Origin of the sequence: Acidiplasma sp., from assembly GCF_038728925.1 — an archaeon.
In the GTDB taxonomy this organism is placed as follows: domain Archaea; phylum Thermoplasmatota; class Thermoplasmata; order Thermoplasmatales; family Thermoplasmataceae; genus Acidiplasma; species Acidiplasma aeolicum.
Map to the genome: position 1 here is coordinate 13,190 of NZ_JAVYSZ010000010.1, position 13,164 is coordinate 26,353.

A 13,164-nucleotide genomic window follows, 5' to 3' on the forward strand; every position below is an offset into this window, starting at 1 on the left:
ATATATTTTTATGATTATTTATTAGCATTTTGGCAAAATAAATAATGATTCCTAAAAAAATAAAATTATATATATAATTAATAAAATAAATATAACGATGCAATACAAAAACATAAAAATTAATTAAAGTAATTATTATTTAATATTTATGAACCCAAGAGAGCTTAAAAGGATGATGTCCCAAATGGGAATAAAATCCACGGAAATGAATGACGTAAAGGAGGTTGTTTTTAGAGGAACAGATAAGGATTATGTAATTGAGAATGCAAGGGTTACAATGATAGAGGCCCAGGGCCAGAGAACATTTCAGGTTCTTGGCACGATGAAGGAGGTTGAAAAAACAAAAACTGAAAGTCAGGGATTTAACGAGGATGATATAAAACTTGTTATGGAACAGGCCAAGGTTTCAAGGGAAAAGGCAATTGAGGCTTTAAAAAAGGCTGATGGAGAACCTGCACAGGCCATTATTGATCTTCAGAACTAGATATGCTGGATTTAAAAAAATTGCTTGATCAGTACAGTCCCTCAGACGAGGAAAATAAAAAACTTAAATTGGTAGCCAGTAATATAATTAAAAGTTTAAATGATGAGTGCAGTAAATTAAAAATTGATGCAGAGGCTGTGGAGGTTGGATCTGTATCCAAGGATACAAATTTAAAGTGCAGTGATATAGACATTTTCATACTTTTTAACAAGAAATATGATAAGGAATTCATGGAGAATACCGGCCTTAAACTGGGCCATAAAATTCTTCAGGATGGAATTGAAAAATATGCTGAACACCCATATGTATCAGGGCATATTGATAATATAAAGGTGGATATTGTTCCTGCATATAAGATGAACCCAGGAGAAAGAATAGAATCCACTGTTGATAGAACACCACTGCACACAAAGTTTGTAAATGAAAATTCAAATGAAAACATAAGGAATGACATAAGAAAATTAAAAATTTTTATGAAGCAGGTTAATGTATATGGTTCAGAAATTTCAAAATCGGGTTTCTCAGGATATTTATGTGAAATAATGGTTATTAATCTTGGATCGTTTATAAATGTTTTAAAAAAATTTGCAGAAAATAAGGGCAGATTTTTAATTCCTGATGATAAATCGCTTGAAAAAAAATTCCCTGAACCGGTTATAATAATAGACCCTGTTGATACAACAAGGAACGCCGCTGCAGCTGTAAGCCTGGAAAATCTGGCACGTATGGAGATTGCTTCAAAACTTTATCTTGAAACTCCAGAGAATTTACCATTAGGCAGTTTAAATAACAATAACATAAAGGATCGCGGCACATATATGAAAATTTTTACCATGGAAAGACCTGATGTTATTGATGATATAATATATCCACAGGCAGTTAGATTTAAGAATAAACTTTTTGGAATATTTGACAAATATGGATACAGGCCTGTATCATCAGAGATCCTTGTTAATAATAAAATAGAGATATTAATTGAATATGAGAGGGAAAAACCTCCTGATATGCTTATACATTCAGGTCCTCCTGCTGATTCTAATGAGGTTATAAAGTTTATTAAAATATGGATGAATAATGACCGCCTTCTAAGGGGCCCATATATTAATGGAAACAGGCTATATGTCGATATAAAAAATGAGAATACCGATTTTTCAAAAATTTTTGAAACAGAGTTGAAAAAAATTGATATAGGCCGGCATTTAAATCCATTAAAAAATAAAATACATGTAATTGACGTGGATAAAAATACACAGTATGATGTTCTTAAAAAGTTTTATAAAAAAAATATTTTCTTTGATTAACTTATCCACCAGAAAAAACCTCAAGCAAAACAACGTTATCGTCTGGCTTTATAATTTCATCGTCAGTTACCGGATCCCCATTTACAAGAACAACATACTCATCCGGATTTATTTTAAACATACTATAAAGTTCCCTTACAACGCATGGTGATGAAATACTTTCCTCAATTTTATTTCTTCCGATAACCCTTATCATAAACAGCTCCGGGCAGATTTGAACTGCCGTCATCGGATCCAAAGTCCGGTATGCTTGGCCGCTACACCACGGAGCTATAAAACATAATATTTTTAAAATATATAAGAAATTTGAATTGTAGAATAAATATATAAACAAATTTAAAAAAAATTAAAGTTATTTTTTGGCGCAGTTAAACTCGTTAGAGCAGGTTTTACCCAAACTTTTGAGAATTGAGAACACAATTCCAAGACCCTTCTGGGTATCCTCGTCCTTCATGGCATGCAGTGTTCCCATCATGCCACCAACGGGTGTTACAGTTTCATTCTTAATTGCGTTTTCTATTGCCTTTATCATATTTACATAGTGTGGTGTTACGCTGAGGTCAAGTGTTCCAAGGGAGTTTAATATTAATTTATTGTTCATTATTAAATTCATTGTGAAGTCGTTTGATATTAATCCCATAACTGCACCCATTGATTCATCGTCATTCAGTATGCCCATAATCGGGTCTAATAATCCCTTGCCCTGCATTACAGTGATGATTTCAAGCAGGTTTGAAAGTGCCTTAATGTTTTTCTGTTCTGAAATGATCTTTAACATTGCCATTATTGAATCAGATTTTGTTGTCAATGATAGAACATCATCGCTGGTTATAAGGCCAAAGATTGTTTTCATTGTATCTTCATCGCTGAGTATTCCGGATATAACATCCAGGAAACCCATGTTGTCCAGTTTTTTAACCAGCTCTATCAGCCTTGTCAGGCTGGATATATATTCTGGTTTCATCAATTTTTCCAGCTGCTCATCCTCAGTCATCATGTCTTATCACCAGCTTGCGAGATATTTATCCAATGCCATATCTCCATTTGTCCACATAAAGTATTTGGTAAATAATTCCTTCTTTATATGGTTTGTGGGTGAGGGCTGTGCTATCTTTTCATCCCCGCCATAGAATGTTGTATCATTTACTGCTATGGCAAAGCCCTCCAGCGGGTTATCTGCTATACATACCACCTCAGGTGCATATTCCTCCTGCTTTGTTGGCACACCAAGCCTGTTTGCAAGATCTTCCATTGCAATCCTGGATGTCTGCACTGCAAGGAATCCCAGCTTGGGAACTGTGACCTGGTTTGCATCACCACATGCATATACATTGGGGTATGTTACTGACCTCATGTGCTCATCGGTTGGTATGAACCCGCCGTCATCAAATAAATCAGGTGTTGAGTTTGCAACGGCGTCGTTCTTTTCATATGGTGGCAGTATTATTGCAAGATCGGCTTTTATTGTCTTTCCGCTCTCATCCACTATTTCATCCTTCTTAATTTCCTTTAACTTGAAGTTCCATACCATATCAAATCCAGCCTGGGCAAATAGGCTTTTTACGACGCTCCTTGATTCCTTTGCTATATCTGTAAGTATCTCCTCTCCCGGTGAGAATATTGTTATGTGTGTTTTGTCTAAAAGTCCCTTCTTTTTAAGGAATGCCGGAACCATTAAGGAGAGCTCAAATATTGGGCCCTCACATGCTGAGTCTGCCACTGATGCCCAGTTCTTTGGATACTTACCCCTTGGTGTTAATGTGCCCTGATAAAATACTCCGGATCCAATTGCTATGTTTCCTCCCTTCCAGTTTTCAAGCTTCTCATGTAATGCTGTTGCATACTGTGGCTCACATACGCTGTTTCCATATTCTTCCCAGCCCTTGATGTGTTCTATTCCAAGCTTTGCTCCAAAGGCAACAACAAGGTAATCATAGGATGCTTCCTTCTTTTCCTTGCTTGGAAGTTCATATTCTACCTTATTCTTTTTAGCATCAATTTTTGTAACCGTACCAAGTATGAATTTAATTCCCTTTGCCGGTAATGCTGTTGCCAGATCAACCTCAAGCTCTTCAGCTGTTGATACACCTATGGCCACATGTGGCATCCCGGGCCTGAAGGCCGCATATGGTGTGTTATTTATCAATGTAACATCTATTTTATCTCCTAAAAGCCTCTTTGCGGTATAAGCAGCTGTTAACCCTGCAAATCTTCCACCCAAAACTAGTAATTTAGTCATGTTAACTCACTTATTATAATATAATATCATAATATATTAACCTTTTTGTCACAAATATGAATTAAATAACGTAATTATGTAATAATTTTTAAACTCCTGTGAAGGATGGTGTGAATAAAAAGCAATTTTTCATATATGTGATTAAATGGGACGTTTTGTTTCATTAAATGTCGTTTTTGATACATGTTGTTTTGTATATGATAGAAATTGGGTTAAATCCTTAATATTTTTTAAACAGATATGTAAATAAAAATTTAATTATTTATTTCATATTTTTCATTTAATATATATTTTATGATGTCATGTGTTCCGGCATTTCCTCCAGATTCCACTGGAATTATTTTATTTTGAAGCATTTGGTTAATGATGTTCTTAATTCTTTGTGCATCCTTTTTATATCCAAGATAATCCAGAAGCATTGACCCTGATAATACTCCGGCAATGGGATTTGCTATTCCCTTCCCGGCAATATCAGGTGCGCTACCATGAACAGGTTCAAACATTGCATTTTTATCGCCAATATTTCCACTGGCAGCATATCCCAAACTTCCTGCAAGTGCAGATGTCATGTCTGAGAGAATGTCGCCATAAAGATTTGGTGCAATAATGTGCTTATATTTTTCAGGATGTAAGATAATATTGTACGCAAGTGAATCGGCATATTCGAATTTTATATTTTTATTAAATTTTGATGATTCATTTTTTGCAATTTCCCTCCAGAAAAGATACATTGATATTGCGTTTGCCTTATCTGTTATCACAATGTTATCATCTTCAATTAATTCATATGCCTTCCTGAAGAATCTTGTTATATTTTTTTCTGTAAGTATTCCAAGATTATAATTAAGTTTATCATTAGATGTTCCAGATATTTTAATATCATAATTATTTAGTGCATCAGAGTGCCTAAATTCCATATCATTATCAAGGGTGCCGTTTATTAATGAGTAAAAATCCTCCTTATTTTCGCGGTATATTGTTATGTTTAGATTATTATATTTAGACACATTTGGCATTGACATAACAGGCCTAATGTTCATATAAAGGTCCAGATCTTTTCTAAGTCTCAATATAACCTCCTGCTCCATTATACCAGGCTTAATTCTAAAATCGCCAATGGCCCCAAAAAGAATTGCCCTGTATGATTTTAATTCTGAGATTTCATTATCTGTTACTGTAATACCCTTATTTAAGTATCTCTCAGATGATATATCATAATATATAAAATTGATTTCATCGTTTATATTATTTATAACCCGGCAAACCTCAGGTATAATTTCCTTACCTATACCATCTCCTGGAATAACCGCAACGTCTACCATTTATATTCCCTCACATAATTTATTAACCCACCAGCATTTATTATATTTTTTAGAAAATCTGGATATTTTTTAAATGTATATTTTTTATTATTAATTAATATAACGCTATCATTGAAATCTATCGATATTTTATCACCGGAATTTGCATTGATTTTTGCCTCTATTAATGGCATTCCAAGGTTTATTGCATTTCTAAAAAATATCCTGGCAAAGCTCTCAGCTATTACACATGATATGCCAAGGCCCTTTATGGTTAAAACCGCATGTTCCCTGCTTGAACCTGACCCAAAATTTTTGCCTGCGATAATTACATCCCCTGGCTTTATTTTTCCGGCAAGTTCGGGGTCTGTGTATTCCATAAAGTGCTTGGCAAGTTCTTTCTCATCAGATGTAACCAGATACCTGGCCGGTATAATCTGATCAGTATCTATATCGTCTCCAAGAACCCATACATTTCCTGTTATCCTGTCATTCATTTAAATCTCCTCCGGCGATGCTATTCTGCCTAATATTGCCGAGGCAGCCACAACACTGGGGTTAGCTAAATAAACCTTTGAGGTTTTATCGCCCATTCTGCCTATAAAATTGCGGTTTGTGCTTGAAATGCAAACCTCCCCGGGTCCAAGAACACCCATATAACCACCAAGGCATGCACCGCATGTTGTGCCTGAAAAATAACCTCCGGCATTTACTATTATATCTATTAATCCCTCCCTTAGGGCCTGATTATAGACCTCCTGGCTTGCTGGAACCACCATTAGTCTAACCCTTTTGTTAATTTTTCTACCCTTTAAAATTTCTGCAGCCTTTCTAATATCCTCTATTCTGCCATTTGTGCACGACCCTATGTATGCCTGGTCTATTTCAACCCTAACCTCCGATAATGGTTTAACATTTGCCGGAGAGTTTGGTACTGCAACTGAGGGCTCGATATCATCTGCGTCGATATTAATTATGGATTCATAATGTGCGTCGGCGTCAGATTTAACTATTTCATAATCACCGCGAACCCGTTTATTAAGGTATTCTATTGTTTTATCATCTGTATCGAAGAATGAACATTTTGCCCCCGCCTCGGTTGTCATATTTGCTATTGTCATGCGTTCATTAACAGGTAATGAAGAAATTGCAGTACCGGAAAATTCCATGCATTTGTATGTTGCACCATCATGACCTGTAATTGATAAAACCTTTAATGCAACATCCTTACCCTCAACTCCCTTTTTTAGTTTTCCATTAATGTTTATTTTTATTGTTTCAGGAACCTTAAACCACATTTTTCCTGTGGCAAAAATTACACCTGCCTCAGTGCTGCCTATTCCAACAGATATTGAGGATAATGCACCGTATGTATTTGTATGTGAATCTGCACCGGCAATAAGCCTTCCGGGTGCTGCAAAGCCCTTTTCCATCATAACCTGATGGCATACCCCGCCATTGCCTATGTCAAAAAAATTCTCAATTCCATTATTTAGCGCAAAATCCTTTACCTTTCTGTACTGTATTGCAGATTTAATATCCTTGGGTGGTACAAAATGATCCGGGATAATCACTATTTTATCCCTGACGGGTGCATTTCCTATGGAATTAAAAGCATCCACTGCAATGGGCCCGGTAATATCATTAACCATAACATAATCAACATCTGCAACAACATAGTCCCCGGCATAAGAATCCGTGTGGGATTTTTTGCTGAAAACCTTTTCAACCGCAGTTTTACCCATAATTAATCACCCCTAATTTTTATAATATTTCTGGCAAGATTTATAACCCTGTCCTCATCAAATGCCTCCTTGCCATTGTATGATTTTATTTCTTCAAGTATGTATTTAACCTCATCCTCAGAACATTTTATTCCATTTTTGTTTAAAATCCATTCTATGGATGATCTGCCAGAATGCTTTCCAATAACTATTGTCCTCTGCCTGCCTACAAATTCTGGATTTATGGCCTCATAGGTTGCAGGAGAATTTATTATTCCATTCACGTGTATTCCTGCCTCATGCGAGAATGCATTTTCACCGACTATTGCCTTATTTTTTTGTATTTCCATGCCACTAAATCTTGATACTGCCTGGGATATATTATAAATCTTAGAAAAATCTATGTTTGTTTTTGCATTCATGAAGGCGGCTAATCCTGTTACTACTTCCTCAAGGGAGGCATTTCCTGCCCTCTCACCAATGCCATTTACTGTCACCTGCACCTGACTTGCACCACCCTCCACACCGAATATGGTGTTTGCCGTTGCAAGTCCAAAATCGTTATGGCAGTGGACGCTTACAGGTATATCTATATTTTGCTTGATCCTTGAAACAATATTTCTCATGGAAATTGGATTCATTATGCCCACAGTATCTGGTATGTTTACCTTATTGGCACCACTTACTTCTGCTGTTTTAAATGCTCTTATAAGAAAGTCCATATCAGTTCTGGTTGCATCCTCTGCAGAAAATTCAACATATAAACCGGCATCCTTTGCTATATTAATTGAATGTTCAATTTTTTTTAATGCTTCCTCCCTGGAAATCTTTAGTTTGTTTTTTAAATGAATATCTGACGTCGCTATAAATATATGTATATAATTAACACCTGAATTTATTGCAGAATATATGTCTCCATCGTTGCATCTTGAAAGGGCACATATTTTTGCCCTGTTTGCTGTGGAGTTTATGGATTTTATTATATTAAACTCCTCTGATGAAACAGCAGGGAATCCTGCCTCAATAATGTCAACACCCATATCCTCAAGCATGTATGCAATTTTATGTTTTTCTTCTGGAGAGAATTTAATGCCAGGGCTCTGCTCTCCATCCCTTAATGTGGTATCAAAAACGGTGATTTTCCTGCCAGTGCTGGAAAAACCTTCCCTGCTGTACATACCAATATTAAAAATCGCGTTAGAATCCATACTATCTATGTCATAGCCCATAAAAACACCACCTTAAAAATTAACTAATGTTTTAAGGTTAGTGTCCGCTCTGCAAACCCAAAAAGAACAACATGGTTGCAGCATTAGACACTTTACCAAACATTAGATGTGTATTATAATTATAATATATAAACATTTACATTGCAAAAAATATTGGCTATAAATGAAAACAAAAACCTTTTAATAAAAATAAGTCATACCTTTCTTACACTTTTAGGCCGTGATAGCTCAGTTGGGAGAGCGCCAGACTGAAGATCTGGAGGTCGCTGGTTCAATCCCGGCTCACGGCATTGTATTAACGGTTTAATGAGTTAAACAATTTTTCTTTATATACTCAAGAAATTTATATTCCATAAAGTTCCTTTTTTCATAGAATTTCTTTGCAGGCCCGTAGTTACAGTTATTCTATGGTTTATTTTTGGATTATGCATGTGTGCGAATACAACGCCTGGAAGAACATCCTCTGTAATTTTTGCCACCATGTCAATTTCACCAGTTTTTGATTTAAGCTTTACAATGTTTTCATATTCTATTCCAGGATTCTTTGCATCCACAGGGTTTATCCATAATTTTGGATTGCATTCCTGCATGCAGGATTGATATGGTGCTTTGCATAAATTATATTATTGTCATAATAATTCTTTAATGATTTTCTTAAAACAATAGGGGATGGTAATTCATTATTATTGGATTTTGCCATTGAATATGCACTTATTATAGCCCTATTTATTAAATCCCTCATATCATTTAGATATTTTAGAATGGTGTCACTTGGTTTGTATTCGAACACTATGGTTCTTTTATCACCGATAGATTTCCATAAATGAGTCATTCCTTTACAGCCTCCAATATATCCTTTATCCTTCATTTTCTGTGATCTTAATCCATATAATTTGGATGAGAATAATGTTATTATTGTTATCAAATCATTTTTTAATTCCTCATTGGCTGATAATATCTCTTCTCCATCTGTTTCTATTATTTTTGTATTATGCATCCTGCATATATTCTCTATTAAATCAAAGCCAAACCTTGCCAGTCTGTCCTTATGTGTAATATATATTGTTTATCCTATTGTCCTCTATCATATTTAATAATTCAATGAATCCCTTTCTGTTGAATTTTAATCCGGATTTAATATCACTGAATATTTGTGCATTTGGGTATAATGATTTTAATCTGTTTATTTGATTATATAAATCATTCTTATTATTGGATGATACACGTGCATATATTGCATCTATTCTATTATTTTTTATTCCCAAGTCTGTCTTCTTGTAATTATTATATATTTCAGGAACCTTTGCAGGATTAATCAGATGTATCTTATAGTTTAGTTTTAATAATTCCCTGGAAAGATACTTACCGGATGTTGATGATTCTATTACAATATCATGATCCTTATAAACTGATAAAAACTCATTAACTATCTCCATATTATTTTCCATATTTTTCTGGGAAATAATAGTACCATTATCCTCCATTACCGTAGCATATACGGAACGTTTATGTACATCCAAGCCTATAACCATTTAATCACCTCTAATGATTCTGTGAGATTCAGAATCGAAGACTCGACAAACTCCTATTCACCTTATAATTATAAGGTATGAAATCGAGTCGAAGGGCGGCTATTCTTACTAACGGCCTCAAGGGTCAAGTTGCATAACAACCGCCTCCGATTCTCACTATATTTAGATAAAAATAATTTAATACATTTTAATGAACTTTAAATAATAGGGAGTATTACTTAATAATAGGGGGTATTACTAATGCTATTTAACATAAAACCAAAAGATAATATTAAAGACCTTTTCGGTAGAGAAAAGGAAATATTATTACTAAAAAGATGTGTTACAGAACCGTTAACAGTAATATACGGAATTAGAAGAACAGGAAAAACTAGCCTGTTAAAAAGTGTATTAAATTCTCTTGAAATACCATACATAATAATAGATATAAGGGAATTATTCAACGAATCCGGAACTATCAGAGAAAATGAAATATCTTTAAAAATATTGCATGAATTAAAAAAGGATATAGGGATTTCTCAAAAACTGAGATTTTTGATTTCTGATATTTTATCCAAAATAAATGGTATTGAAATAAATCATTTAAAAATAGATATAGACGCATCCAAAAAATATCAATTAAATAATATTCTTGAGGTAATTAATGAAATCTCAGAAAAGAATAATGATGTATTCATCCTGGCTATAGATGAGGCACAGTATCTAAAATACAGTGGAAAAAGATATAACAATATACTGGCATGGGCATATGATAATTTGAAAAATATACATATAATAATAACAGGAAGTGAAATTGGAATTTTAGAGGAGTTTATTGATATAGATAATACTGAAAGTCCGCTATTTGGAAGAATGATAAATGAAATTAAAATTGGGCATTTCGATAATGAAACGTCCTACAATTTCTTAAAATCCGGCTTTGAAGAGGCTAAAATAAACGTAAATGACAATGATATAAATTCTGCCATAGATATTCTGGACGGAATCGCGGGATGGCTGACATACTACGGATATAACCGGGCTATTCGAAAATTAAATAATTACGATTCAATAAATAATGTCATAGAATATAGCAAAAGGTTAATAGATAGCGAGATAAATAAATTAATCAATAATTCTAAGGACAGGTATATGGCTATAATGGAGTCAATAGCAGCAGGATTAAACAACTGGTCTGCAATAAAAGCATATGTTACAACAAAAACTGGTTACATATCCTCAACGATTTTAAACAATCACATAACAAAGCTTCTAAAATATGGATTTATAAAAAAATCTGAAAATAAATATTATATTGAAGACCCGTTAATTAAATTAAAATTTATTAACAAAAATAGATAAAGGAAATATTACAGAGGTTTTTAAAAAAATATTATTATAAGAGGTTGATAATAAATATATCGTGAAATGGAAAAATTTTTGTTTAAGAATCACCATCCAACATCAATTGATATACTCTTCATCTGTAAGCATTATATTATATAAGACATGATTTTACATAATTTTTATGTCATATATGACATAAAATATAAAGATTAAATAATGATAAAACCCGTGACCATAAATTGCAGTAAATAAAATTATCATAATTACATGAAATTTATATAAAAATAGGATGATCATTAACATTATATCTAAAGCATTGAGCACAGTCTCAATGGAAATAAAAAATAATATAAACACAATATGATCCGTAAAAGCACTGATAAAAATATTTCAGATAATATTGTGTATAATATTAAAAATTATAAATCAATAGATGGGTATTATATATGATAAATATAAATCAGAATTTATGTATAGGTATGCTCACATCTGGAAACTGGATGACGCTATTATTCCTCTAGTCCGGGATTTTCAGGGAAAAGCAATTTTATGGCCTTAGCTTTATGTCCGCAATCTTTATCTAATCGATAAACCATTATTTTGTTCATTCATTTTCAGGTATTTTTATACAGTCTTATATACATAGGGCCGGAGACCCCTATCTAGGGATATACATCCATAATGATTTATTGTCTGGAATGGTATTAAACCTTTAGGCTCATTTCGGCCTACGGCGCTTTATGGGCTTTATACAGGATTAATGTAATTATTAATGCTGTTAAATTTAAGAGAATTATTATAAATATAACATGATTAAGATTTAACAGCAATTTTGAGCCTATACCAAGACCAATTGCATTTGTTACTATTCCCTGTAATGACCTTATTCCTGATCCTGTTATTCTGTCATTTTTATTTAAGGAATTCATTGTATATGCGGTATTTGATGTTGTTGCAATTCCTGTGGAAGTTCCAAGAAATATTTCAGGAATTATAAAATTAAAAAATAATAATAATGAGAATAAGCTCATTGATAAAAATCCAATAGATGCTATTTTTAATCCGTATTTATCATGCAATTTTCCGGAAACAAAGGATGTAAAAGTGAAAAATATAGGATATATTAAAACAAGCAAACCTATGATTAATGGTGTGTAATTTAATGAATACAATAAAAATACAAAATATGCTGCAAGCATATTTCTTGTTATTGAATGCAAAAATCCTGAAAATGATGATAATGCAAATTTCTTATTTAATCTAATTTTAAATGAAAATATTAAACCTATCACTGCAATAATTATAAATGGAATATAATATATTGATAATATTAACCCAGAAAATAATAATGTAATATAAAATGATGATTTTCCTATTTCGGATTTTCCCCTTATTTCATCTATATTTATTATTAATATAATGGATAACAATGATAAAAATGCTGTAAATAGGAATAGATATTTATAATTTATAGATGCCATCAGGCCGCCTAATGGAAGTCCAATAACATATCCAAGACTTATTATTGTATGGTTTAATCCTATTGATTTCCCCCTGTTTACATCAGGGCTCATTAAGGATGCATATGATAATGATGTTAGTATTACCATTGACCCCCCAAGTCCCTGAAAAGCCCTTAATAATAGCATTACAATAAAATTATTTGAAAGAAAAATTAATATTGATGCCATTAGCATTATAAATGAACCTATTATCATTATTTTTTTAATTCCATATTTATCTGCTATTAATGAAAAGGGAACAACAAATAATGTTTCTATTATTACAAATATTATTATTAATAATGTTGATTCTGAATATGATACACCAAATTCTTTTGATATTTCAGGTATTGCAAGCAAAATCATTGTTGCCTCCAATGCAGCAGTGAATCCAGGTAATGATGTAAAAGCAATATTTTTATTCATTTTAATCTTAAAATGGCGTTTAAATATAAATTTTTTTTAAGAATTTATGTTTCTCTATTTTGCAATATATCGCAATATAAAATTTCACATTGATTATATA

General features: G+C 32.9%; 14 protein-coding genes and 2 tRNA genes. 4 read left to right on the forward strand and 12 right to left on the reverse strand.

The annotated features are described in order from the left end of the window. The first annotated feature begins 148 nt into the window (after nt 1-148). The gene (locus QXW15_RS05065) at nt 149-484 is read left to right on the forward strand and encodes a nascent polypeptide-associated complex protein (RefSeq protein WP_048102071.1); all 336 of its coding nucleotides are present in this window, start codon (nt 149-151) and stop codon (nt 482-484) included. A gap of 2 nt (nt 485-486) precedes the next feature. Then, on the forward strand, nt 487-1,785 hold the full coding sequence (cca, locus tag QXW15_RS05070) for a CCA tRNA nucleotidyltransferase (protein ID WP_048102070.1): 1,299 nt from the start codon (nt 487-489) through the stop codon (nt 1,783-1,785). A 1-nt stretch (nt 1,786) separates the two neighbouring features. Here cca and QXW15_RS05075 read toward each other — a convergent pair whose 3' ends face one another. From QXW15_RS05075 to QXW15_RS05110, 8 genes are all read right to left on the reverse strand, one after another. Continuing rightward, a complete protein-coding gene (locus QXW15_RS05075) occupies nt 1,787-1,981 on the reverse strand; it encodes a MoaD/ThiS family protein (protein WP_055032412.1) in 195 nt (64 codons plus the stop codon). A gap of 3 nt (nt 1,982-1,984) precedes the next feature. Beyond that, nucleotides 1,985-2,057, reverse strand: a tRNA-Gln gene (locus QXW15_RS05080). 80 nt (nt 2,058-2,137) lie between these two features. Next, nucleotides 2,138-2,782: a DUF1641 domain-containing protein gene (locus QXW15_RS05085; protein ID WP_048102068.1), complete on the reverse strand. Its 645-nt coding sequence runs from the start codon at nt 2,780-2,782 to the stop codon at nt 2,138-2,140. Between the two features lie 6 nt (nt 2,783-2,788). Then, nucleotides 2,789-4,024: an NAD(P)/FAD-dependent oxidoreductase gene (locus tag QXW15_RS05090; RefSeq protein WP_054963864.1), complete on the reverse strand. Its 1,236-nt coding sequence runs from the start codon at nt 4,022-4,024 to the stop codon at nt 2,789-2,791. A gap of 254 nt (nt 4,025-4,278) precedes the next feature. Next, complete coding sequence (locus tag QXW15_RS05095) at nt 4,279-5,346, reverse strand: isocitrate/isopropylmalate family dehydrogenase (RefSeq protein ID WP_048102066.1); 1,068 nt, start codon at nt 5,344-5,346, stop codon at nt 4,279-4,281. Continuing rightward, on the reverse strand, nt 5,340-5,822 hold the full coding sequence (locus QXW15_RS05100) for a 3-isopropylmalate dehydratase small subunit (protein WP_048102065.1): 483 nt from the start codon (nt 5,820-5,822) through the stop codon (nt 5,340-5,342). The genes QXW15_RS05095 and QXW15_RS05100 overlap by 7 nt, the downstream gene beginning before the upstream one ends. Further along, the gene (locus QXW15_RS05105; protein ID WP_048102064.1) at nt 5,823-7,070 is read right to left on the reverse strand and encodes a 3-isopropylmalate dehydratase large subunit; all 1,248 of its coding nucleotides are present in this window, start codon (nt 7,068-7,070) and stop codon (nt 5,823-5,825) included. A gap of 2 nt (nt 7,071-7,072) precedes the next feature. Then, a complete protein-coding gene (locus tag QXW15_RS05110) occupies nt 7,073-8,278 on the reverse strand; it encodes a homocitrate synthase family protein (protein ID WP_236688980.1) in 1,206 nt (401 codons plus the stop codon). Between the two features lie 217 nt (nt 8,279-8,495). On the opposite strand from QXW15_RS05110, the gene QXW15_RS05115 reads away from it, so the two are divergent. Continuing rightward, nucleotides 8,496-8,568: transfer RNA gene (locus tag QXW15_RS05115), tRNA-Phe, on the forward strand. A 36-nt stretch (nt 8,569-8,604) separates the two neighbouring features. Here QXW15_RS05115 and QXW15_RS05120 read toward each other — a convergent pair. The 3 genes from QXW15_RS05120 to QXW15_RS05130 are packed head-to-tail and all read right to left on the reverse strand — an operon-like array spanning nt 8,605 to nt 9,810. After that, nucleotides 8,605-8,868, reverse strand: a complete 264-nt coding sequence (locus QXW15_RS05120) for a molybdopterin dinucleotide binding domain-containing protein (protein ID WP_048102062.1) — start codon at nt 8,866-8,868, stop codon at nt 8,605-8,607. Further along, complete coding sequence (locus QXW15_RS05125; protein WP_052656823.1) at nt 8,838-9,275, reverse strand: hypothetical protein; 438 nt, start codon at nt 9,273-9,275, stop codon at nt 8,838-8,840. Before QXW15_RS05125 ends, QXW15_RS05120 begins: the two co-directional genes overlap by 31 nt. Before the next feature lie 49 nt (nt 9,276-9,324). Continuing rightward, entirely contained in the window at nt 9,325-9,810 is a 486-nt protein-coding gene (locus QXW15_RS05130) for a transposase (RefSeq protein ID WP_082180469.1), read from the reverse strand. 240 nt (nt 9,811-10,050) lie between these two features. On the opposite strand from QXW15_RS05130, the gene QXW15_RS05135 reads away from it, so the two are divergent. After that, complete coding sequence (locus QXW15_RS05135) at nt 10,051-11,151, forward strand: ATP-binding protein (protein WP_054964244.1); 1,101 nt, start codon at nt 10,051-10,053, stop codon at nt 11,149-11,151. Nucleotides 11,152-11,864: 713 nt separating this feature from the next. On the opposite strand, the gene QXW15_RS05140 is transcribed toward QXW15_RS05135, so the two are convergent. Then, the gene (locus QXW15_RS05140; protein ID WP_048102060.1) at nt 11,865-13,064 is read right to left on the reverse strand and encodes an MFS transporter; all 1,200 of its coding nucleotides are present in this window, start codon (nt 13,062-13,064) and stop codon (nt 11,865-11,867) included. Between the last annotated feature and the right edge of the window lie 100 nt (nt 13,065-13,164).

Bases quoted from the DNA above. Each gene is read 5' to 3' on its own strand.
- QXW15_RS05065 (WP_048102071.1), top strand. From the start codon at position 149: ATGAACCCAAGAGAGCTTAAAAGGATGATGTCCCAAATGGGAATAAAA.
- cca (WP_048102070.1), top strand. From the start codon at position 487: ATGCTGGATTTAAAAAAATTGCTTGATCAGTACAGTCCCTCAGACGAG.
- QXW15_RS05075 (WP_055032412.1), bottom strand. From the start codon at position 1,981: ATGATAAGGGTTATCGGAAGAAATAAAATTGAGGAAAGTATTTCATCA.
- QXW15_RS05085 (WP_048102068.1), bottom strand. From the start codon at position 2,782: ATGATGACTGAGGATGAGCAGCTGGAAAAATTGATGAAACCAGAATAT.
- QXW15_RS05090 (WP_054963864.1), bottom strand. From the start codon at position 4,024: ATGACTAAATTACTAGTTTTGGGTGGAAGATTTGCAGGGTTAACAGCT.
- QXW15_RS05095 (WP_048102066.1), bottom strand. From the start codon at position 5,346: ATGGTAGACGTTGCGGTTATTCCAGGAGATGGTATAGGTAAGGAAATT.
- QXW15_RS05100 (WP_048102065.1), bottom strand. From the start codon at position 5,822: ATGAATGACAGGATAACAGGAAATGTATGGGTTCTTGGAGACGATATA.
- QXW15_RS05105 (WP_048102064.1), bottom strand. From the start codon at position 7,070: ATGGGTAAAACTGCGGTTGAAAAGGTTTTCAGCAAAAAATCCCACACG.
- QXW15_RS05110 (WP_236688980.1), bottom strand. From the start codon at position 8,278: ATGGGCTATGACATAGATAGTATGGATTCTAACGCGATTTTTAATATT.
- QXW15_RS05120 (WP_048102062.1), bottom strand. From the start codon at position 8,868: ATGCAGGAATGCAATCCAAAATTATGGATAAACCCTGTGGATGCAAAG.
- QXW15_RS05125 (WP_052656823.1), bottom strand. From the start codon at position 9,275: ATGCATAATACAAAAATAATAGAAACAGATGGAGAAGAGATATTATCA.
- QXW15_RS05130 (WP_082180469.1), bottom strand. From the start codon at position 9,810: ATGGTTATAGGCTTGGATGTACATAAACGTTCCGTATATGCTACGGTA.
- QXW15_RS05135 (WP_054964244.1), top strand. From the start codon at position 10,051: ATGCTATTTAACATAAAACCAAAAGATAATATTAAAGACCTTTTCGGT.
- QXW15_RS05140 (WP_048102060.1), bottom strand. From the start codon at position 13,064: ATGAATAAAAATATTGCTTTTACATCATTACCTGGATTCACTGCTGCA.